Origin of the sequence: Dyadobacter bucti (assembly GCF_005869225.1) — a bacterium.
GTDB lineage: Bacteria > Bacteroidota > Bacteroidia > Cytophagales > Spirosomataceae > Dyadobacter > Dyadobacter bucti.
Genome location: NZ_SWFP01000002.1, coordinates 1,063,003 through 1,086,019, shown reverse-complemented (window position 1 = coordinate 1,086,019; position 23,017 = coordinate 1,063,003). Strand labels below are relative to the sequence as shown.

14 protein-coding genes are annotated in these 23,017 nt (G+C 49.3%); 9 read left to right on the top strand and 5 right to left on the bottom strand.

What is annotated here, in order from left to right; translation table 11 throughout:
* Nucleotide 1: 1 nt before the first annotated feature.
* The 7 genes from FBF61_RS09385 (at nt 2) to FBF61_RS09355 (ending at nt 13,721) form a co-directional block, all read left to right on the top strand.
* A complete protein-coding gene (locus FBF61_RS09385) occupies nt 2-1,720 on the top strand; it encodes a RagB/SusD family nutrient uptake outer membrane protein (RefSeq protein WP_138476935.1) in 1,719 nt (572 codons plus the stop codon).
* A 73-nt stretch (nt 1,721-1,793) separates the two neighbouring features.
* Nucleotides 1,794-5,057 carry a DUF1553 domain-containing protein gene (locus FBF61_RS09380; protein ID WP_229214976.1) on the top strand — a complete coding sequence of 1,088 codons (3,264 nt, stop codon included), beginning with the start codon at nt 1,794-1,796 and terminating at the stop codon, nt 5,055-5,057.
* Between the two features lie 13 nt (nt 5,058-5,070).
* On the top strand, nt 5,071-6,549 hold the full coding sequence (locus tag FBF61_RS09375; RefSeq protein ID WP_138476933.1) for a DUF1501 domain-containing protein: 1,479 nt from the start codon (nt 5,071-5,073) through the stop codon (nt 6,547-6,549).
* 108 nt (nt 6,550-6,657) lie between these two features.
* A complete protein-coding gene (locus FBF61_RS09370) occupies nt 6,658-7,245 on the top strand; it encodes a sigma-70 family RNA polymerase sigma factor (protein ID WP_138476932.1) in 588 nt (195 codons plus the stop codon).
* Nucleotides 7,246-7,425: 180 nt separating this feature from the next.
* Nucleotides 7,426-8,475: a FecR family protein gene (locus tag FBF61_RS09365; RefSeq protein WP_138476931.1), complete on the top strand. Its 1,050-nt coding sequence runs from the start codon at nt 7,426-7,428 to the stop codon at nt 8,473-8,475.
* 180 nt (nt 8,476-8,655) lie between these two features.
* Nucleotides 8,656-12,174: a SusC/RagA family TonB-linked outer membrane protein gene (locus tag FBF61_RS09360; RefSeq protein WP_138476930.1), complete on the top strand. Its 3,519-nt coding sequence runs from the start codon at nt 8,656-8,658 to the stop codon at nt 12,172-12,174.
* A gap of 92 nt (nt 12,175-12,266) precedes the next feature.
* On the top strand, nt 12,267-13,721 hold the full coding sequence (locus FBF61_RS09355; protein WP_138476929.1) for a RagB/SusD family nutrient uptake outer membrane protein: 1,455 nt from the start codon (nt 12,267-12,269) through the stop codon (nt 13,719-13,721).
* Between the two features lie 81 nt (nt 13,722-13,802).
* On the opposite strand, the gene FBF61_RS09350 is transcribed toward FBF61_RS09355, so the two are convergent.
* The 4 genes from FBF61_RS09350 to FBF61_RS09335 form a co-directional block, all read right to left on the bottom strand.
* Complete coding sequence (locus FBF61_RS09350) at nt 13,803-14,738, bottom strand: aminoglycoside phosphotransferase family protein (protein WP_166444478.1); 936 nt, start codon at nt 14,736-14,738, stop codon at nt 13,803-13,805.
* 77 nt (nt 14,739-14,815) lie between these two features.
* Entirely contained in the window at nt 14,816-15,031 is a 216-nt protein-coding gene (locus FBF61_RS09345) for a hypothetical protein (protein ID WP_138476927.1), read from the bottom strand.
* Between the two features lie 77 nt (nt 15,032-15,108).
* Nucleotides 15,109-15,600, bottom strand: coding sequence for a peptide-methionine (S)-S-oxide reductase MsrA (gene msrA / locus FBF61_RS09340; protein WP_138476926.1), 492 nt, complete (start codon nt 15,598-15,600; stop codon nt 15,109-15,111).
* A gap of 52 nt (nt 15,601-15,652) precedes the next feature.
* Nucleotides 15,653-16,006, bottom strand: coding sequence for a PI-PLC domain-containing protein (locus tag FBF61_RS09335; RefSeq protein ID WP_138476925.1), 354 nt, complete (start codon nt 16,004-16,006; stop codon nt 15,653-15,655).
* A gap of 319 nt (nt 16,007-16,325) precedes the next feature.
* On the opposite strand from FBF61_RS09335, the gene FBF61_RS09330 reads away from it, so the two are divergent.
* Complete coding sequence (locus tag FBF61_RS09330) at nt 16,326-19,760, top strand: SusC/RagA family TonB-linked outer membrane protein (protein ID WP_138476924.1); 3,435 nt, start codon at nt 16,326-16,328, stop codon at nt 19,758-19,760.
* Nucleotides 19,761-19,802: 42 nt separating this feature from the next.
* Complete coding sequence (locus tag FBF61_RS09325; RefSeq protein ID WP_138476923.1) at nt 19,803-21,488, top strand: SusD/RagB family nutrient-binding outer membrane lipoprotein; 1,686 nt, start codon at nt 19,803-19,805, stop codon at nt 21,486-21,488.
* A gap of 90 nt (nt 21,489-21,578) precedes the next feature.
* Here the strand turns inward: FBF61_RS09325 and FBF61_RS09320 are convergent, their stop codons facing one another.
* Nucleotides 21,579-23,006, bottom strand: a complete 1,428-nt coding sequence (locus FBF61_RS09320) for a sulfatase (protein ID WP_138476922.1) — start codon at nt 23,004-23,006, stop codon at nt 21,579-21,581.
* Nucleotides 23,007-23,017 lie beyond the last annotated feature (11 nt).

The window sequence follows — 23,017 nt, the reverse complement described above, 5'->3', positions numbered from 1 at the left end:
CATGAAAAAGATATTCATACTCATTACATTATTCATTGCATCTTCCTGCGGCGACAGTTTTCTGGAAAAGAAACCCCTGGGCCAGTATAGTCCGGATATCATCAAAACATCCGCGGGCATCGAAGGCGCCCTTACCGGCGCCTACGCATTGCTTGACGGGATCGGCACAAGCGGCGTAACAAGCTGGCACGGCGCGGTTTCCAACTGGATATTCGGCAGTGTGGTTTCTGACGACGCTTACAAAGGATCGGACGCAGGTGACCAGCCGGAGCAGACTTTTATGGAACGTTATGTATGGCTGACGACCAACACGCACATTTATGGCAAGTGGAGGACATTATACGACGGCGTGGCGCGATCCAACGACGTACTCAAAACACTGCCGGAAGTAGTAGGCCTGGACGAGGCCCGCAAATTGCAGATCCAGGCGGAAGCAAGGTTCCTGCGCGGACATTACCATTTTGAGGCTAAAAAAATGTGGGGAAATATTTCTTACATCGACGACGAGCTTTGGGACACCAGCGACCCCGGAAGCGTACAGATCCCCAATACGGAAGATGCGTGGCCGAAAATTGAGGCGGATTTCCAGTTCGCAGCCGAAAATCTGCCGGAAACCCAGGTTCAGCCGGGCAGGCCTACGAAATGGGCAGCGCTTGCTTACCTGGGCAAATGCCACATGTTCCAGGGATTTCCTAAAGGTCAGCCCGATGTAGCACATCTTACTGCTGCCAAAGCTGCGTTGATTCAGGTAGTCAACAGCGGTAAATACAGGCTGATGGATAACTTTCATGATAATTTCGCAGCTGAAACACGTAACAATGCCGAATCGGTTTTTGAGGTACAATATTCTGTGACAGCTGCGGACGGTTCAGGCGGTAACCAGGGCGATGAGCTTACTTACATGTACCCCAACGGACCCGGCGGTTGCTGCGGATTTTACCAGGCTTCGCAAAATCTGGTCAATGCTTATAAGACGGACGCAAAGGGTTTGCCGATGATCCAGACTTTTAATGATGTGGATGTGAAAAATGATGAAGGCCTGCTGTCGTCAGCTCCGTTTGAACCTTACACAGGACAGCTCGATGCGCGCCTGGACTGGACCGTTGGCCGCCGCGGGATCCCATATATCGACTGGGGCGTTCATCCTGGCCGTTTCTGGATCCGCGACCAATCTTATGCCGGTCCGTACTCTTCTAAAAAACAGATTGTGAGCAAAGCGGAATCCGGCAAGACAGGAAATCCGAGACAAAGCACAAATAATTATCGCTTAATGCGTTATGACCACGTTATATTATGGCTGGCGGAATGCGAGGTTGAGCTCGGGAATCTTGAAAAAGCAAGAGAATACGTGAATCTGATCAGAAAAAGGGCAGCTAATCCGGGCGGATTTGTCAAAACGGATGCCGGAAAACCTGCTGCAAATTATGTAGTGGGGCTTTACAGCGATCCCTGGACCAATGCGAGCGCCGCGAGAGAAGCGGTGCGTTTCGAGAACCGTCTGGAATTTGCGATGGAAGGTCACCGGTTCTTTGATCTGGTGAGGTGGGGCATCGCAGTCAATGTGCTGAACAAATATCTGGATAAAGAAAAAGGTTTACGGACATACCTCAGCGGGGCTAAATTTGAGGAAAAACACCAGTATTATCCGATTCCGCAGCAAGCAATTGTTTACAGCACCAAGAACGGTCAGGCTACTTTACAGCAAAATCCTGGATACTAACGTTATATATAGCAAAGAAGCTGTTTTTAATATGGCTTCTTTGCTGTAAATTATGATTTTAAATGACCCATTAATGTTCAAGCGTTTTTTTAAATATTCTCTCATACTGCCGCTCGGAGGCGCTTTACTGGCTTCCTGTGGAGGTAAGGTCGATTTGCCTGACGATGTGGCCGCGGAAATGTCGACGTTGTCAAAGCCCATTGACTATACTTATGACGTCAAGCCGATTCTGTCGGATCGCTGCTTTGCTTGTCATGGTCCGGATGCCGCCCATCAAAAAGCGGATTTAAGGCTGGACGTTGCCAATGCTGCCTACGAAAAGGAAACGGAAAGCGGACTGAAAGCGATCAATCCCGGAAAGCCGGGCAAAAGTGAGCTGGTACACAGGATTCTTTCGACCGACCCTGAAATACTGATGCCGACTCCCGAATCGCATTTGTCGCTCACCGCTCGTGAGAAGGCTATTCTGATCAAATGGGTGGAAGAAGGTGCTGAATATAAGCCACACTGGGCTTTTACCAAAGTTGAAAAACCGAAGCCTCCAAAAGTTAAAAATGAAGGCTGGGTAAAGAATGATATCGACCGGTTTGTCCTTCATAAACTCGAAGAAAAAAATATCAAACCAGCCCCCGAAGCGGACAAGACCACATTGCTGCGCAGGGCGTACCTGGATATTACCGGCCTGCCGCCGACACCCGAAGAAGTGAAGGCATTTTTAGCCGATCGGTCGCCAAAAGCCTATGAAAATGTGGTCGATAAGCTGCTTGCCTCGCCCCATTATGGAGAGCACATGGCCGTTTCCTGGCTCGACGCAGCACGTTATGCGGACACACATGGTTACCAGGACGACGGTATGCGCACAGCCTGGCCGTTCCGCGACTGGGTGATCAGGTCTTTCAACCAAAACCAGCCTTACGACCAGTTTGTAACCTGGCAGCTTGCGGGGGATATGTTGCCGAACCCGACACGCGACCAAATGGTAGCGACCGGCTTTAACCGGATGCATCAGCAGAGCCAGGAGGGCGGGATTATCCCGGAAGAATACAGAACAGCCTATGTTACTGATCGGGTGGATACTTTTGGAAAAACATTCCTGGGCATAACCGTGGAATGTGCCCGCTGCCACGACCACAAATACGACGCGATCAGCCACAAGGATTATTATTCGCTCTATTCGTTTTTTAATAACAACAATGAAAACGGACAGATCCCTTACAATGGAGAGGCAAGTCCGACTATCACCTTGCCAACGCCCGAAGCGGATGCGAAGCTGAAATTTATCCACGCCAATCTCAGCAAAGAAAAAACAGAACGAGAAAAACGTCTGGTTATAGCAGACCAGAATTTTCAAAAATGGCTCTCTGCGGCCGAGGCGGCACCCGAGAAGGCCTTACTCCCAGATTCCAAAGATCTGCTGGGGCATTTTACATTTGATGAACCTAAAGGAAAAGAATTCCAGAATCTCGCTGATCCAAAGCATAAGGCGGTTTCTGAGGGTGACGACAGCTTATCAAATGTGGCGTCGCGTGCCGGCAAGATCGGAAAGGCACGTTACATGTATGGTGAAAATCCGGTAGGGTTTGGCGATAACTTTGCTTTTTTCGAACGTAATCAGCCTTTCAGCATCAGTATCTGGCTCAATCTGCATGATCCGGCAGTGAGTGGTTCGCTCCTTCACAAGTCGAACGGCGTGATGAATGGCTACCGGGGCTGGAATATTTTCCGGGAAAAGGATGGCCGTATCAAGCTGACCATGAGTCACGTGTGGCCCGAAAACGCGATTGAGTTACAGACGGTCGACAAATTCCCGATGAACAAATGGACGCAGATCGGGTTTTCTTACGATGGTTTGAGCAAAGCCAATGGTTTGAAATTATATGTCAACGGAAAGCCTGCCAAAGTGGTTGTACACAATGACAACCTCACCGAAAGCATCCTTTACGGAAAGAACAAAACGAACTGGTATGTGGACCGCCTGAATATTGGCCGCTTGTCCGATCAGCGGACCAAAAACTTTGAAGTGGACGAATTCAGGATTTACACCCGGTCGCTCACGGGCCTTGAAATGCTGGGCCTTTATACACTAAAAAATGAACTGGTTACGGCGATCAAGACACCGGCGGCGGCGCGCAAACCGGCCCAGCTGGCTTCATTAAAGGAATATTATTTCAGCAATGTTGATCCCGAATTTACCAGACACCTGGCCGAGAGCAGAAAGCTGATCGGAGAGGAGACAGAAATTTTGGATAAGGAAATTGATGTCATGGTGATGAAAGAACGCAAGTTTCCGCGGAAATCCTTCATTCTCAACAGGGGGGCCTACGATGCACCGGGCAAACCCGTTAACGCGGATACTCCTGACAGTTTCTTTAAAATACCGAAAGATTTCCCAAAAAACAGGCTTGGGCTTGCCAAATGGCTGCTGCACGAGGATCATCCGCTATTCACCCGCGTAACAGTGAACCGTTTCTGGATGATGTATTTCGGCAAAGGACTCGTGGTTTCCAGCGACGACTTTGGTAATCAGGGCGAACTCCCTACGCACCCGGAACTTCTTGATTATCTGTCTGCTACATTCCGGCAATCGAACTGGAATGTGAAAGCGATGCAGAAAATGATCGTGACATCGGCGACTTACAGGCAGTCGTCCGGCGGAAACCCCGGAATGCGTGACAGCGACCCTGACAACAGGCTTTACGCCCGCGGTCCAAGTTACCGCATGAGTGCTGAACAGATCAGGGACAATGCATTGGCATCCAGCAGCTTGCTGACCCAGAGGATAGGAGGTAAAAGTGCATATCCTTATCAACCCAACGGACTTTGGGAAGCATTGGCAACCAGGAACGAGGTCGTTTATAAGCAGCAGCACGGCGATAGTTTATACAGACGCAGCTTATATACCGTCTGGAAACGCAGTTCGCCGCCACCGATGATGCTGAATTTTGATGCGGCGGAAAGGCATTTTTGTATTACCAAAAGACAAAAAACAAGCACACCTTTGCAGGCGCTGGTGGTGATGAACGATCCTCAGTTTGTAGAGGCGTCGCGGGTACTGGCCCAGCAGATGCTGAAAAACGGCAAAACGCTGGATGAACAGATCTCCTACGCGTTCACTGCGCTCACGAGCAGGCCGCCAAGTGCGAAGGAAATGTCCATTTTAAAGGAGCTTTACGAAGAAGAATATTCGGATTTCAGCAAGAACCCGAAAAGAGTGAAGGACATACTTGCCGCGGGGGAGTATCCCGTCGACAAAATGCTGAATCCTGCCCAGGTTGCAGCGGGAACAATAGTGGCCAGTACGGTCATGAACTTTGACGAATTTTTGATCAAGAGATAAAAAAGAAACAGTTATGAGCTTTTACAAAGAACTTGAAAACCATGTGCACGAGCAGTTGAGCCGACGGAATTTCTTGTCAAAAACGAGCCTTGGATTGGGGGCCGCTGCGATGGCTTCCCTCTTGAATGCAGATGATTCGATGGCCAAGAAAATTGTCGCCGGAACGCCGGAAGGCGCTTCATTGCCATTGGGTAAGCCGCATTTTGCACCGAAAGCAAAGCGGATCATCTATTTGTTCCAAAGCGGTGCACCTTCACAACTGGAACTGTTTGATTACAAACCCAAACTGGAACAGATGTGGGGACAGGACCTACCGGAGTCGGTAAGGAAAGGGCAACGATTAACAGGAATGACGGCGGGACAAAGCAGTTTCCCGCTGGCAGCCTCCAAATATAAGTTTGCAAAGCACGGTTCCAATGACATGATGATCAGTGAGTTAATGCCTTATACATCCAGTATAGTGGATGATGTGACATTTATTCGGTCCATGCATACGGAGGCTATTAACCATGACCCGGCTGTAACTTTTTTCCAGACCGGGAGTCAGCAGGGCGGGCGTCCTTCATGGGGGTCATGGATCAGCTACGGGCTTGGTTCGGACAACCAGAACATGCCTTCTTTCGTGGTATTGCTTTCCAAAGGCCGCCCCGGCGACCAACCGCTTTATGCAAAGTTGTGGAGCAATGGGTTTCTGCCCTCTGTGCACCAGGGCGTTGTTTTCCGCTCCGGTCCCGACCCGGTTTTTTACCTGAACAATCCCGAAGGTATTGATAAAACAAGCCGCCGGAGAATGTTGAATTCGCTTGCCAAATTGCAGCAGGCGCAGTTTGAAAAAATCCTTGACCCGGAGATAAACTATCGCATGGCGCAGTACGAAATGGCGTACCGCATGCAAACAGCCGTTCCTGAAACCATGGATATTTCCAAAGAGCCTGAATACATTTTTGACCTGTACGGAGAGGAATCCCGCAAGCCGGGCACGTTTGCTGCAAACTGTTTGCTGGCGCGCAAGCTCATTGAAAAAGACGTGAAGTTTGTGCAGCTCTATCACCAGGGCTGGGACCAGCACGGTAACCTGCCCAATGATATCAAAACGATGGCTAAAAGCGTAGACCAGGCTTCGGCTGCTTTGATCAAGGACTTGAAACAACGCGGACTACTGGATGAAACGCTGGTGGTTTGGGGAGGTGAGTTCGGACGGGGTGCTTACTCGCAGGGTAAGCTTACCAAAGACAATTACGGCCGCGATCACCACCCCAGAAGTTTTACAATCTGGATGGCGGGAGCAGGGGTTAAGAAAGGATTTGTGTTTGGGGAAACGGACGAGTTCGGATACAATGTGATCAAAGATCCTGTGCATGTGCATGATTTTCAGGCAACTGTAATGCATTTGCTGGGTGTGGACCATGAACAGCTGATCTTCAAGCACCAGGGACGCCGGTATCGCCTCACTGATGTGCACGGTCAGGTTGTGAAACCCATACTGACCTGACGGATTCTTTTTAGTAACGCTTGCGCTTTCACCGAATAATTTGTAAAATGACCTTTCAATAAGCCTTATTAAAGGCTGAGTTGTGTGATGACACCAGAAGGTTAACAGATGAAGAGCGAGCTGTATTCGACGCTGCCGGATGAAATGTTGGGAAGACTTCTTTTCACCGGGGACGAAAAGGCCTACGAGGCTATTTATCAGCGTTATTGGCGCTCACTGTTTTCCATCGCCACCTGGAAAACAAATAGTCAGGTGGCGGCCGAAGAATTGGTCCAGGAACTGTTCCTCAGATTATGGGAGAACCGGCAAAAAACGCTTATTGAAAATCCGGAAGCCTATCTCAAAACCGCGCTCAGATATAGTGTGATCGGTTTTATAAAAGCCAGGCTCGCCAGTTCCCAGATCGAGCTGGGAGAGGCACCGGAGCAGGCGGCTGACGTCCGGGCCGACATGGGCGTAGACCTGGAAGAATTGTCCGCTGCGCTTGAAAATGCGCTTAACATGCTTCCCGAAAAAACAAGACTTGTATTCCAAATGAGCCGTTTTGAACAGCGCTCTACTTCCGAAATAGCACGGCAGCTCGGGCTTACCGACCGTGCCGTGGAATATCATATCACGCAATCGCTGCGCCTGCTGAGGTTTCAATTGAAAGATTACCTTTCCTATTCAATCATCTACACCGTTCTTTTCTCTTAGATTTTGGAAAAATGTTAAACGATTATGTCAGGGAATGATCATTTTTCAGATGTAATTTTTTAAAGAATATTCAGGGCTATCTGCAATGTTGATTTGATTATTCAAATAACTGCAAATCTGTTTTACGGCAACGTCAGGTTTTTCATACTATATGATTGAAAACTTCTGAGTCGCAAACTGATGAACCGATCTGCTTTTCTTGAATTATTGACACGCTATGAAACCAACCGTTGCACACCGGAAGAATGCCAGCTGGTTGAGCAGTGGTATGAGCTGCTGGGAGAGCCGGTAGAAATCCCCTTTTCGGAAGAACAGTGGCTTGCTATGGAGCAGAAATTGTGGCGCCAGGTTCAGCCCCCGGTTTTGGAAGCGGATATGGACTCCGATGCGCGGGTCGGGCCGTTGTGGCGCAAGGTTTTCTTCATCGCGTCGGGGGTAGCTGCTTTGATCGCTATTGTGGTAGGTGTAAACTGGAATCAGCACCTGCTGACAGGCTTTTTGGGCCAACAGTCGCTGATCACCAAAACCGAACAGGCCGACTGGACGCAATATCTGAATGAAACGACACAATCCAAAGAGGTGAAGCTGCCCGACGGGAGCAGGATCGTACTGGCACCTCATGCGCAGCTGGCAGTACATAAAGCTTTCAATCAAAAAAACCGGGATGTAAGACTATTGGGAGAGGCAAGCTTTCATGTACACCGTAACCCGACCCAACCTTTCCTTGTTTACTCGGGGGATATCATTACAAAGGTTTTGGGCACGACTTTCCGGATCAGGGCTAAAGATCCCGGACAGCCGATCCAGGTGACGGTGCAAAGCGGTAAGGTAACGGTGTACCGGCAGGCGGCCAGGGATCAAACGAAAGTCAGCCCCAGCAGCGGGGTCATTCTGACACCGAATCAGAAAGCCACCTATTTCCCGGATAACCGGCAGTTTGTCACCAGTATTACGGAGAATCCTCAGCCAATTGCGGCTTCATCGGATGATAAGGAGTCGATTTCCCTGGTATTCAGCGAAACACCGATGGAGGAGGTGATCCATAAACTGGAAATCATTTACGGGACGGAAATTGAATTGGAGCAGGAATCTTTGGGGCATTGCCCTTTTACCGGAAATCTTACGCATCAGGCATTGTATACCAAACTGGAATTGCTTTGCGGGACGATCAACGGGACTTATGAAGTGCGCGGGACCAAAATTCTGATCACGGGAAAAGGCTGTCAGTAATCCATTTATAAAACCCCTTAACTTATGCGCTGAACTCTATCTGACTCCCCGAAATGAAATCGGTACCGTTGCACCGGTACCGATTCTCTCCGCCCTTCCTGTATCTCGCAGATCACCTGTTTAAGGGTGTACAAGGGCTTTTTTTGCTAAATCCTAAACAAAATTTAACAGATCAAAAGTATGAAAGACCGTCTACATTATCAAACCTGGCTTTGGGTTGTTATGAAACATTCCGTCTGTCAATTTATTCTGGCCGCCTTGCTGATGAGTGCCCTTCAGGCCCGTCATACCCATGCGCAAAACCTGCTGGAAAGGATCGTAACGATCCATCTTGACCAGACCGATTTGGGAACCTTTGTAAATACCCTTGAAAAAACAACCGGGGTCGATTTTGTATATAGCTCAAAGGCAATCGGGGCTAACCGCAGAGTAACTGTTCACCAGATCAACCAGAAATTATCAGTTGTCCTGGAAACCACGTTGAAGCCGATGAACATCGGTTACCGATTGGTGGATGGTTCCATTCTTTTGCACCGGTCTGTTCCGGAACCTCCACCGGTGTCCGGCGAATCGCTCAATACCCCGGATGCTACCGAAACCGGCCCTCCGGATCGCAATATAACGGGATCTGTGATAGACGAGAAGGGTGAGGGATTAGCCGGAGTGAGCGTGCTGGTGAAGGGGACACAGCGCGGCACCGCTTCCGGCGCCAGCGGCGAATACACTGTCAGCGTGGATTCAGATACTGATGTACTCGTATTTTCCTTCGTCGGTTATTTGTCACAGGAGGTTGTGGTTGGCAACAGAAGCAAGATCAATGTATCGCTGGTAACTGATACAAAAGCGCTGGAAGAAGTAATGGTCGTAGGGTATGGTACCCAGAAAAAGTCGGACCTGACGGGTTCGGTGAGTTCAGTAAAAGGTGCCGATCTGACGCGGCTGCCCACTCAGCGTGTGGACCAGGCTTTACAGGGACGTGCGGCTGGTGTAATGGTGCAAAATACAGATGGGGCACCCGGCGGGAATGCGACCATCCGTGTGCGGGGAGGCAATTCCATTACCGGAGGAAATAATGCGCTCGTGGTGGTCGACGGTATTCAGGGTGTCAATATCAGTACAATAAATCCCAATGATATCGAGTCGCTTGAAGTTCTGAAAGATGCTTCGGCCACGGCGATCTATGGAGCCCGGGGCGCAAATGGGGTTATTTTGATCACCACCAAAAGAGGTGCTTCGGGAAAGGCTGTTTTCAATTATGGTTTCAGTATTGGTGTACAAAGGCTAAACCATAAGCTGGATTTGATGAATGCCGGTGATTATGCCCGCAGGGCCAACGACTGGGCTGCGACACAAAACGGAACGGTAAGTGCTCCTATCACTCCAATCATACCTTTTACAGAACAGCAGATCAAGGAACTGGATGCGAAAGGCGGTACCGACTGGCAGGATGAAATATACCGCAGCGGTGTCATGCAGAACCACCAGCTTTCGGTCAGCGGCGGCAGCGAAACTGCACGTTATTTTGTGTCGGGAGGATATATGAGTCAGCAGGGTATCGTAGTGAACACCAAATATGCACGTTATAATTTAAGGAGCAATCTTGATCTGAAGATCAGCAGCTGGATGAATGCAGGTATTAATCTCCACGTGATCAAGGACAAAGGAAATGTGCCGCCGGTGGGTGAGGGCACACGTTTCGGTGATATTCTTGGTCAGGTTATCAATACAGTTGCCAGATTTGACCCCATCACCCCCATATACGATGCAGCTGGAAATTACAATAACAAGGCATTAAAAGGCGGTCCGGACGGGACCAAGATATATGCGGACAATGATGTCTGGAACCCGGTTGCTACGGCCCTGGAAACAAAAGCGGAAAAAAACAATATTACCAACGAGATCAGTACATTTCTTGATTTGAAACTGCTGAAAGGGTTGTCGTTAAGGGTTACCGGTGCAGCCAGTATCAACGCCAACGACGACCAGCATTATTACAGCACCAAAACGCAGCCCGGCCGGGGCGTGAGCGGATTGGGCGACCTGGCCGAAAGCAAATACCAGTATTACCAGAACTCCAATATCCTCACTTACAGCAATACTTTCAATAAGAAACATGCTTTGACGATTACGGGGGTTGCCGAGCAGCAATTGATACAATCCAAATCTTCTTTTATCTCCGCACAAGGGTTTTTCAGTGACGACACTGGGATCAATGATCTCGGCGGCGCATCGCAGATCAACGAACGTTACAATGCCCGGTCCAAGCAGGTTTTGAATTCCTATCTCGGTCGGGTGAACTATGTTTTTGACGAAAAATACATGATCACGGCCAGTTACCGGGCAGACGGCTCATCGGTTTTCGGGGCCAACAATAAATGGGGATATTTTCCATCCGCCGCCGCCGCATGGCGGATTTCTCAGGAACCGTTTCTTGAAAATATCAGGAACATTTCCAATCTGAAGCTGCGTGCCAGCTGGGGCAAAACGGGCAATCAGGCCATACAGCCCTATCAGACGCTGGCGACGGTGGCATCCGGTTTTAACTACCCTTATGACGGCAACAGTTCTCCCAACATCGGTTTCGCACTGGGCCGTGCCGCCAATCCAAACCTGAAGTGGGAAACCACGGAACAGACTAACGTGGGCCTGGATCTGGGATTCTTCGGGGAGCGACTGGTAGCTACCGTGGATATTTACAAAAAATTAACCACCGATCTTTTGCTGAATAAGCAGGTAGAAGCCTATACGGGGTTCACTACTATCCTTTCCAATGTAGGATCTATCCAAAACAAAGGGCTCGAAATTTCAATAGGTGGCAAACCATTGGAAGGCAGTGAGTTGAGGTGGAATACGTCTGTCAATGTTTCTTTCAACCGGAGCAAAGTCCTCGCCCTGCTCGATGATCGCCCCCTGGCAATCCGTACCGGCACGGGCGGTGGCTACCAGATCTGGGGCAGCGGTTTTTCTTTAAAGTACCTCCAGGTCGGTCAGCCGCTGGATCAGATGCAGGGATATGTGAATCTGGGCACCTGGAGTGAGGCTGAAAGGGAAGAAGCGAAAAAGATGGGACAGGCGCCGGGCGAGGCAAAATGGAAGGACGTGAACGGTGACGGGAAAATAACCCGGGCTGCCGACGGTCTGCAGGTGATCGGGAATGCCACGCCGAAGTTCATTTACGGCTGGAACAACAGCGTCAGTTTCAAAGACTTCGATCTTACTTTTTTGATACAGGGGAGTTACGGCAACGATATTTTTAATGCTGTACGTATCAAAACAGAAAACGCTTCAAACGGACTGAGCACCAACCTCAAAAACCGGTGGACCATTGATAATCAGAACACCGATGTGCCGGTGTTTCTGAGTTCACGCGAGAGAAACCAGCTGGACCTGGGCAGTAACCAAACTGCCGGCATCGGCGTGGATCAGCGTTCCAGCCGGTGGGTAGAAGACGGATCATACCTGCGCATGAAGAATATAACACTTTCGTATACGATTCCGGCAAGGATAATGGGCAAGATAGGTGTGAGCAGGCTGGCAACTTACGTCACCGCGGTCAACCTTTTTACCTTTACCAAATATACCGGCTACGATCCTGAGGTGAGTTCGTTCAATGCGGGCGGGGCCGGCGGACTAGGTATTGACCTGAGCAACTATCCTACGGCCAAATCATTCATGTTCGGGGTAAATCTGACATTTTAACAACCATCAAGTACTTGCCGGTGGCGAAATAGAGCAGTCAGAACTGACTAGGCATACGCCGGGCGATGATCAAATAAAAAACGGGCAACAAAATGAAAAAGAACATAATATATCCCGGCAAAAGCGTTGTGGTACTGCTTTTGATAATGGCAGGATTTTCCTGTCAGAGCCTTGAAGAAGTTCCGGAGGGTATTTCCACACCCCAGAATTTTTACGCAACGGTGGGCCAGTGTGAAGCGGCTTACGCGGGCTCGATGAATGCACTGTTTGTTACCTGGGGAGGTTATCAGAATATTCCTTCTTTTCCCGACGGGCAGTATGAAGGTACCAGTCTTGATTTTGGTTCTACCTCTTTCAATGACCTGTGGACCTGGCATTATAAGGCGATAGCCAATATCAATGCAGTTTTAAAAGCTGTCAAAGAAGGCAGTCTGACCGGCAACCCGCAGGATGTTATTGATAACGTGGTGGCACAGGGTCGGTTTCTGAGGGCCTTTAATTATTTTACGCTGGTGCGTTTATATGGTAAAATCCCCTATCTCACAGAAGATACACCGGACCCGGTATCCACACCATTGACACCTTCGTCCCGGCTGGAAGTTTCGGCAGTGTATGATTTACTGCAGGCGGATCTTCTTTTTGCCGCAGAACATTTGGGCGATTATGATGCGGCTACTCCCGGCAAACCCAATAAGTGGGTGGCCAAAGGATATTTGTCCAAGGTATATCTGACCCGGGCAACGGCCCCGCTTAACCAGGCAGATTATTACGCAAAGGCGCGGGATATTGCAGACGATGTAATTACCAACGGGCCTTACAAACTATTGCCAAGTGTATTGGATGTATTTAAAACAGCCAATAACCGTAACATGGAAATCATGTTTGCTTTTCATACCACACCCCAGACACCCTACATGCCTGGCAATGCATGGGCACCTTCCGAAATGGACGGATGGAGCGGCGGGCCTGTGAAAATTTACTGGGCATCCAACATTTATCCGGAACAGCCGCGGAAACACAACTACCTGCTGCTGGATTTTACATCGGATATTTATGACCCTTCCGCACCTGTGATCAACTGGTCGGAATCATCCGATGGCGTGCCCTATATTGGTAAATACAACATGCCTAATCTTACCTATGAACAGCAGGTGGGCGGCGGCGATGCCGGTATCGAAATGAAGTTATTGCGTTTTGCTGACATATTGCTCATTTATTCCGAAGCCGCCAATATGGCCGCAGGTGCGCCCACGCAGCTGGCCGTGGACCGGCTGAATATGATCATCGATCGGGCCAATGCTGGGACTGGCAAGGAGCCCAGGGCTACTCTGGCCCTGACCAAAGCCCAGTTTGACCAGAAAGTAATTGATGAGAGAAGCTATGAGCTTTGTTTTGAAAATGACCGCTATTTTGATGTTTTGAGAAAACGGATCTTGCAGGCTGTCAACTTGCCCGACAATGCGCAGGGCTACGATGAGAACGATTATCTGCTGCCGATCCCGGCTCTCGACGCAAAAGCAATCGGGCAAAATCCTGGATATGAATAAGCGGGAATAACATTACAAATAGCCGGTTTGGTTGCCAGACCGGCTATTTCTTTGTAAAGTTTGGCGTAGTTTTCAACTACGTCAGAGCGTCGACTGGCCTGTGGCCAGCAGCAGTAGAAGCAATGCGCCCAGATTATCAATAGCCCTGGCAATTTCCAGCTCCACTTTCGCCTGGCTTCCGAAGTCTTCCGCATTCCATGCGGCCGAGAGCATTGTCATGCAAAAACCCCAGGCTTGTATTCTTTTTCTGTCATATTCCAGTTCCTCCGACAGCACTCCGATCCGCTTGTCGATGAGCGATGCAAGCGCTGCGCCCGTTGGCAAACTTCCTACCGGATTGTACATGAGCACACCTGTTTCGGCCACCGGATCACCGGTGTACCCATGCGGATCAATAACTTTCCAGTCTGTATGATGCAAAAGAATGTTGTCATGATGGAGATCGCCGTGCAGGAGAACGTCTCCGGAACGATCGCTGGTCAGTTCCGAAAATAGTCCTTGTGCTTTCGAAAAAAGGCGTGGTCGGGCTATTCTTTTCAACGATTGCAGATCGGGAATAAGCTCCGACAGATGCCTGAAAGATGAATCCTGCCCGTGTTTTTTCCGGAGTTTTTTCATTACCCCGCAAAGTTGTCGCGTGGCCGCTTCGTCCCCGTGTTGGTCAAGAAAATCTTTCAGGCTCGTGCCGGGCTGACAATATTCCATTAAAAACGCATCCTGATTCTGATCCAATGCAAAAACGGTCACGGCTGCATTAGTATAATGTTCAAGCCATTGTACTTCAGGTTGCAAAGACCTTCCGGTCGGGCAGATTTTCAGAACAGCCGTTTCATCATCAGCATTCCGGGTTACAGTCGCAATGAAGTTGAATGTAAGGTTAGGGGCAATCCTGACATCCCGGAAATTCCAGACAACCGCAAGGGATTCAACCCTTTTACTGAGCCCGGTCAGCCAGGTTTCTCCGTCGCGTCCGTATATAGCCTGAATATTTGCTACAAATGATTGCGGTAAATTCAATATCGGTTTTGGTGTTTAGTTTTTGAAAAGTATAGGCAAATGTTCAGCATAGGTGCAAAGTTTGGCGTAGTTTCCGGCTACGTCAGAGCGTCCACTGGCCTGGGGCCGGCAGAAGAAGCAGCCATCCGTCCTGCAAACGCTTCAATCAGCGAATCTAGATATGCCTCCAGTTGCTTGTCGGTAATCATGCCTGCGCTGTCCAGCCGTCCTTTGGCAGCTTCGATATATTGGCTGGTCGAACCCGGTCGGATGCTGCCGGTCATAGCAAGGATCTTTTGTGAATGATTCCTCATATAAGTAAAATTTTAAGGGCCTGCCTGTGACAGCATCGACAAAATGTTATCACGGGCAGGCGACCTTAACATTACTTTCAACTCAGTTTCCAGCCGGGCCTTTCAAAGTGACAGGTGTAGCCGCCTGGATTTTTTTGCAGGTAATCCTGATGTTCGGTTTCCGCATTCCAGAAATCAGTTGCAGGTACAACTTCGGTCACGATTTTTCCGGGCCATATACCGGATGCTTCCATGTCCGCAATCAGGGCATTCGCCACATCACGCTGGTTTTCATCCAGATAAAAAATAGCAGAACGATAAGATGTCCCAATGTCGTTTCCCTGCCGGTTCCGCGTGGTAGGGTCATGGATCTGGAAGAAATATTCAAGGAGTGCCCGATAGGTTAATTGTGAAGGATCAAAGATGATCTCAATGCCTTCTGCATGTGTTCCGTGATTCCGGTAAGTCGCATTGGGAACATCGCCGCCTGTATATCCCACTACCGTTGAAATCACACCCGGATAGTGTCTGATCAGTTCTTCTACCCCCCAAAAGCAACCACCGGCCAGTATGGCTTTTTCAGTACTCATATAGTTTGTTTTTAATGTAAAAAAGCAATGGCATAATTTCCATGCCCTCAACTCATATAACACCCGGCGGGCTGCCGTACGTTCGCTGATCGTCGTATTTTCTCAGGGAAAGGTCTGCCGTGGCATAGTTGTGGGCTTCGGGCATCAGCATAAAATCTTTGGACGCAGAGTCGACCTGCGAAAGAATGGCGTAGTCCCTGTAAAAGAAAATGACGTTGCCACTACTTTTTGTCTTGTTTACAACGTCTATTACTTGTCGGTTGCGGTCTGTTTTTAGGTCCAGATCGATAAGGATGTTTTCTTTTGCGGCGATCAGCGCCTCTTCGAGCATAGCGATCATTTCATGGGTGATATTTCCGGTTGCCGCCAGGCGCAGTTGTCTCAAATCTTCGTAGTTCTGCTCCACCAGGTCCCCTTTTCCATTGATAAAGTGAAGGAAATCAAACGAAAGACTTGATCGGTTCTGAATTTCACCGTGAAGATTCTTCTATGGGTAAACAAAAAATGGAGGCAACCTTCAGCTCTTGCGTGAAATTTTATTTTTGTTATATAAATTACTTTAAATCAGACTGTTATAGCATAATACAGGGTAATTTGGGAGCCTGCCGGGTTTTGCAAAAAGTAGAAGTGAATTAAATGCGTTTTTTAAGTAAATCGATTCAGTTATTAATTTTATTTAATAACTGAATTGCTTTCCAACTATCATAACGCCCAATCCTTAACGTATGAAAAAAATCTTCCTATCAGATCATTTCTTCGGAAATGTTTGCGGGGCTTACAGACACCGGCACCGGTATTCTTTCGCTCACCTTTTAGCAGCCGCACTGCTGGTATTGACCATGACCGCCGCGCTCAGCGCTCAGAATGTAGCGGTTACCGGAACTGTTACGGATGTAAAGTCGGGGGCTGCGATTCCCGGTGCCAGCGTATTGGTAAAAGGAACGTCCAATGGTACCGTTACCGACAGCGACGGAAAGTACAGTCTGGTTGTTACCGGTGACCCTGTGTTGGTCTTTTCCTTTATTGGCTACGTCCGGCAGGAAGTGGCGCTCGGGGGCCGAACGGTACTGGACATCCAGCTGACAGAAGACGCAAGCCAGCTCAATGAAGTAGTCGTTACCGCGCTGGGTGTTTCCAAAGAAAAACGGCAGCTGGGGTATTCGGTGACAGACATTGCCGGTCCTAAACTGGCCGCTACCAATGAAGTAAGTGCGATCAGCGCTTTGCAAGGCAGGATCCCCGGCGTTCAGATCGACCAGGGAGCCGGTGGTCTTACCGGTAATACTAAAATCCTTATCCGCGGAAATTCGACACTGGGCGTCAACAACCAGCCCATTTTTGTAGTGGACGGTGTTATTCTGGACAATGACTTGTACGACGGCAGCGGCAGGGATTTTGGGAATAATATCAAAAACCTCAACATGGAGGATTTTGAAAGTGTTTCGGTGCTCAAAGGTTCCGCCGCGGCTGCCCTCTACGGCACGCGTGCGATCAACGGGGTTATCCTCATCACTACGAAAAAAGGACGCGTGCAAAAAGGCCTGGGCGTGAACGTCTCCCAGACTTTTTCCATGCAGGACCCATACCGGGGGCCGGATTTTCAAAATGAATATGGAGGCGGAACGGTAGGCGCATTTTTTACCGATACCCGAGATCCTAATTACAAGGCTGACGAAGGGTGGACAACGAAAGTTTTTCCTGTCAACGCAGCCGGACAGCCATATATCGATCGCCAGATCGGACGGGAGCTTGAAAACTGGGGGCCTAAATTCGCCGGTCAGCAGGTATTGGATTACGATGGTACCATGACGACCTACCAGGCTTACCCCAATAATTATCTGGACGCCTTTCAGACGGGAAGGGGCAGCCTGACCAATGTTGCCGTAGACGGTGGCAATGACAAGTCCACGTTCCGTTTGTCGTACAACAGGAACCAGAGCAGGGGGATCAATTTTAAGAATGAGCTCACAAAAAATGCATTTAATCTCCGGGCGACTCAGAAAATAAGCAAATTTTTATCTGCTGATGTAACGGCCGACTACACTTCCACGATCGGCAAAAACCCGCCAAGTTTGTCCCTGAACAGGTACATCTGGGTTTTTGGCAGGAATTACGATACCAAGAAGTGGATGAAACGTGAAAACTATATTGGTTACAACGGAGGTATGCCACAGGCCAGCGATCCCAATGAGCCCAACAAAGTCCCAGAGCCTAACATCTGGTTCAATATGTTCGAAAACGATTACACGCAGAAGGAGCAGATGGTAAGAGGCCGGATTGCGCTGACCGGGACTGTTACCGACTGGATGAAGGTGCAGGTCGAAGGGAACATCAACAATGTGTACATTGAAAATGAAACCAAGGAACTGGGGCAAGGTGCCAACTTCACAGGAGGTAAGTATGCTTTGGGGCATTCCACCAAAGAAACCCGCTTTCTGAAATGGATGGCGATGTTCAACAAACCGATTCTGCCTGATCTGGAGTTCAGCGGATATGTGGGCGGTGAATCGCAGCGCATGTCGCTATCGTTCAATAATGCCGAGACGGCAGGCGGACTGAGTTATCCGGGCAATTATTTCCTGGCAAACTCTGTGGACGCACAAAGGGTGACGGGCGGCATCAGGACCAGGCGGGCATATAATTCGCTTTATGCGAGCGCGGATTTCGGCTACAAGGATCAGCTGTTTCTGCAGACCACCTGGCGCGGTGACTGGTCGTCAGCTTTGACATATAAGGATGGTACCGGCAATAACTTTTACAACTACCCATCGGCGAGCCTTTCCTGGGTATTTTCCCAAACATTCGCCAGTTCTTTCCCGAAATGGATCAGCTATGGCAAGCTCCGCGGAAACCTTGCAGCTTTGGGAGGTGATATCGATCCGTTTACTTTGAACGCAGGGTTTGCTTTCAGGGATTTTACGGATGCAGGCGGAAAGGGTAACCAGCCGATGTCCACTTTCAATTCAACTTCTACCCTTCAGGCCAATATCAAACCACTGAGAAAAATTGCCAAAGAGATTGGTCTTGAAATGAAGTTCTTCCAGAACCGCCTTGGTTTTGATGTCTCCGTTTACCGTGACAATACCCGAAACCAGCCCATCTCCATATCATCCCCGATCGAAACCGGCGTAAACGCTATTCTGATCAATGCGGGAAATATCCAGAATACGGGCATAGAACTTTCGATCGATGCGACACCTATCCAGATCGGCGCTTTCAAATGGAACACAACGCTGAATTTCTCGCGTAACCGCAACAAGATCATCGAACTGTACGGAGACCGAGAGTACTATCCGCTCGAAAATGAAGGCGGCGGCAGCAACGATTTGATACCTTATGCCAAAGTGGGCGGGGCCTACGGGGTGGTCAGGACCAGGATCGCTTCCAAGCGTTACGTCTCCGAAGGCAGCCCCAACAATGGCAAGGAAGTACTTTCCTGGCGCGCCGATGCCCGTGCAGCTTTCCCGGCAAGAAGCAATGAATGGAAAGATGTAGGGGATATCAACGCCAAGTTCCGCTCAGGATGGGACAATAATTTTACATACAAACGAATTTCCCTTAACGTACTGTTCGATGCCAAAATCGGCGGTGATATGATCCTTACTTCCCTGCGCTACGGAACGCATACCGGCATATTCCCGTCTTCACTGAAAGGACGCGATGCGGAACATGGCGGTATTGTCTGGACAAGCAAATTCGATAACAAAACCTACGACGACGGGATTATCCCGGACGGTGTATTTGATGTAGGCCAAAAGATCACACAGGCTGACGGCAGCCAGGTGGATGTAGGTGGCATGAGCTATCAGGAGGCTTACGATAAAGGTTTTGTGGAACCAACGCACTTGCCACAGTTCATGTACCGCTACGGTTCCTCATCGACCGCGGTAGGGGATTACTGGATCAAAGAGAACTCCTGGATTTCGCTGCGTCAGGTTTCCATAGGCTTTCAGGTGCCACAGGCGTTTTGCGAGAAAATCAAGTTGAATAACCTGTCTGTCAACTTTGTAGGCCGCGATTTATTCTATCTGTACAATACGCTGCCAAACAACTTTAACCCGGCATCCAATGTATCAAACAGTACTGCGGTGCAGAAAGAAGTTGGTTTTATTCCTCCGATGACCCGCTCTCTGGGCGTGACGCTGCGGGCAGGTTTTTAACAAAAGAAGATTTTCGCAAGGATGATAAACGACATTTCCAAAATGAAAAATATAGCAACCAAATGGACAACAGGAATTTTGCTGGCGGGAACGCTGCTGTTTTCGAATTCCTGTAAAAACAACTTCAATGAAATCAACACAGACCCAAGTGTTGTTACGGATCCTGATCCAAAATTTCTGTTTACCTATTCGCTCAACAGCCTTCAGTCCAACGGATCGGAGTGGATTTGGGAAAACCTGGAACAATTGCTCCGTTTTACACAGCACATTGCAACTGACCCATACGAGCTGTCAACCAATATCAATTCCCGGTACGGCACTTTTTATAACAATGTTCTGCCCAACCTGATTGAGATCAGAAGACAGATCGACATGAAGCCGGATAAGGAACGCTATGCGAAAATGCGCGCGGCAACCTACGTGGCCGGTATTACCTATGCGCTTCGGGTTACCGACTTGAACGGTTCTATTCCCTACAAAGAGGCCGGCCTCGGCAGGAACGAAGGAAGCTACAAGCCTGTATATGACTCACAACAAAGCCTTTATGATACCTGGCTGTCGGAACTGAACCAGGCAATCACGGACCTTACTGCCGGCACGGCCGATCAGGTAAGCTATGGGAATGCCGACATTTTTTACCAAAGCGACTGGACGAAATGGGCGAAGCTGGCCAATTCCATGAAACTGCGCATTGCAGTGAGGTATGAAGGTCAGGACAAGACCAAAACGCAGCAGATATTCAAAGAGGTCATGGAAAATGCCACCGGGCCGATCGTGCTGGACGAAGACCAGTTTGCCTATATCGATCCTAACAACAATCCGATCGGGAATGATATCGACTACCGGAGTGCACGTTTTGCAACGAAATCGATCATTACCTTTCTGAAAAATACGAATGATCCGCGGATGCAAATGTATTTCAGCCCCAACGACCTGACCCCGGCGAACCTGGACACGCTGAAAAAATACAATGTAGCCCTGCCGGCGTTCATCAGCCCAACAGATCCACAGATCCGGTTCCAGGGCGGTCCTGCCGACTGGACCACCGAACCAGCAATCGCTGCGTTTTATAAGAACACTCTTCCGGCAGGAGGAAATAATCTTGTGTTGATGTCCACGATCAACAAAGTGTTTTTTGCTCCCCGCAGAAACGGTGGCACCGGAACCTTTCATGATTATCTGGTGACGAGTGCGGAGACCTGTTTTTATATTGCCGAGATGATCGCCAAAGGGTATGGAACTGGTGTTGCTACCAACGGGACGGCAGCAGACTGGTATAAAAAAGGGGTCGCGTCGTCTCTGCGGACTATGAATGCTATCGCTGTGGCGGCCCAGTCGGGCAGTGGCTTTAACCAGGCCACTATAGACGCACAGATCGCCGCCTATCTCGATCAGGCAGCTGTGAAACTGAACGGTACCAATGATCTTGAACGGATTTACATTCAGGAGTATCTCAATTTCATGCGCCTGCCGACGGAAGCCTTCACGTTCGTGCGCCGCACCGGTTATCCCAAAAACGGCTCTGCTTATTATCCTCGTGACAAATTCAACGAGCCGATTCCACGCCGCTACTGGCTGGACGAGCCGCCGCTCGGAACGAATAATGAGAATTGGCTGAAAAGTCAGACCGAACAGGGTTTTTCTCCTGGCGACAGGAGCGTGCAGGTGCTGAGCACGCAGCGTCTCTGGTTTGATAAAAACAGCCCTGCGCCGGGAGAAGGAAAATAGTGGCGTTTTTTGAAGCAACCGTGCCCGGCACTACCAATGATGGTAAATGCCGGGCACGGTCATTATTGGTCTGCGGAAAATGTAAACGGATTATTGAGTAACAGGATATCCTTTTTTAAGCAAAGCTGAAAGTTCACTCACAGTGATCGTATAGGCACTTTCCTTCGCCAGGTTGGTAAATTCGTTGGGGTCTTTTTCATGGTCATACAGTTCCACGCCGGCATTTCCTCCGTCCCATTCCGTATAACGAAACCGCTCCGTACGTACACTGCGGCCGAAAATCTGGTTGCGGCGCACCTGGGTGTAAGCAGCCTTGTCCCAGATTGCTGCGGGATTTTTCAGCAATGGTACCAGGCTTTTTCCCTGGAGATTTTGTGGGGGTGTCAAACCGCAAAGAGCTGCCAGGGTAGGGTATATATCCAGTAGCTCGACAGTACGGCCGGAGGCTTTGCCTTTTGCACCACCCGGTACGGAAAAGATCAGGGGGACACGTGCTGAATTCTCGAAAAGACTCTGTTTCATCCATTGTCCATGCTGACCGACATTGTAGCCGTGGTCGCTCCACAATACAATCACTGTTTTCTCCGTAAGTTTCAGCCTGTCCAGCTCATCCAGCAGTTTTCCCACTTGTGCATCCATGAAAGAAATTGCCGCATAGTACGCACGCAATGCTTCTTTTCTTTCTGCAACGGATAATCCCCAGTTAGCCGGTTTTGTGAATAATGCGACGTCCGGTATGTCGTCCAGATCATTTTCCACTTCTTTGGGAAGCGGCACGGTTTCGAGCGGGTATTGGTCAAAATACTTTTTCGGCGCAACATAAGGTGAGTGCGGACGGTAAAAACCTACGGCAAGAAAGAACGGATCATTTTTCTTTTCTTTCAAAATCTTGATAGCCTCGTTGGCCACCATTCCATCCGTTTGTTCGTCGTCCGTGCCTTCGCTGGCGCGCCATGCCAATGCACTGCCCAGGCCTCGATCGGGCGTAAGATTTTTGATCAGCGCCTCCTCCGTTTTGTCACGGCCTTTGGGATTCACTTTATGGTCCCACGAAATGGGGTCGTCCAATCCGTCGGTACCGATCTGCCCTGGCACGCCGTAATGGTATATTTTACCCACTCTTGCACTGTAATAATCGTTGTTTTTAAACAACTGCGGCAATGTTACCACGTCCGGAAGGATTTTGCGGAAGTGCGTCTGCAGCTCATATATTTTCGTGACATCCGGCCGCTGGCCAGTCAGTAACGACGACCGGCTGGGGCTGCAAAGCGGAAACTGCGTATAGGCCCGATCGAAGCGGGTGCCTCTTTTTGCCAGACGGTCAATATTTGGTGTTTTTACAAATTTGTTTCCATAGCAGCCCAGATCATTGTTCAGATCGTCGACGGCAATAAACAATACATTGAGTTTTTTAGCAGCGTTTTTGTCATCCGGACCCGCATGGCTTCTTACGGACAAAGCTGTAAACCCGGAGACTGAAATGGTAAGGACAGCGACTAATAATTGTTTTCTGATCATATATTTATCGT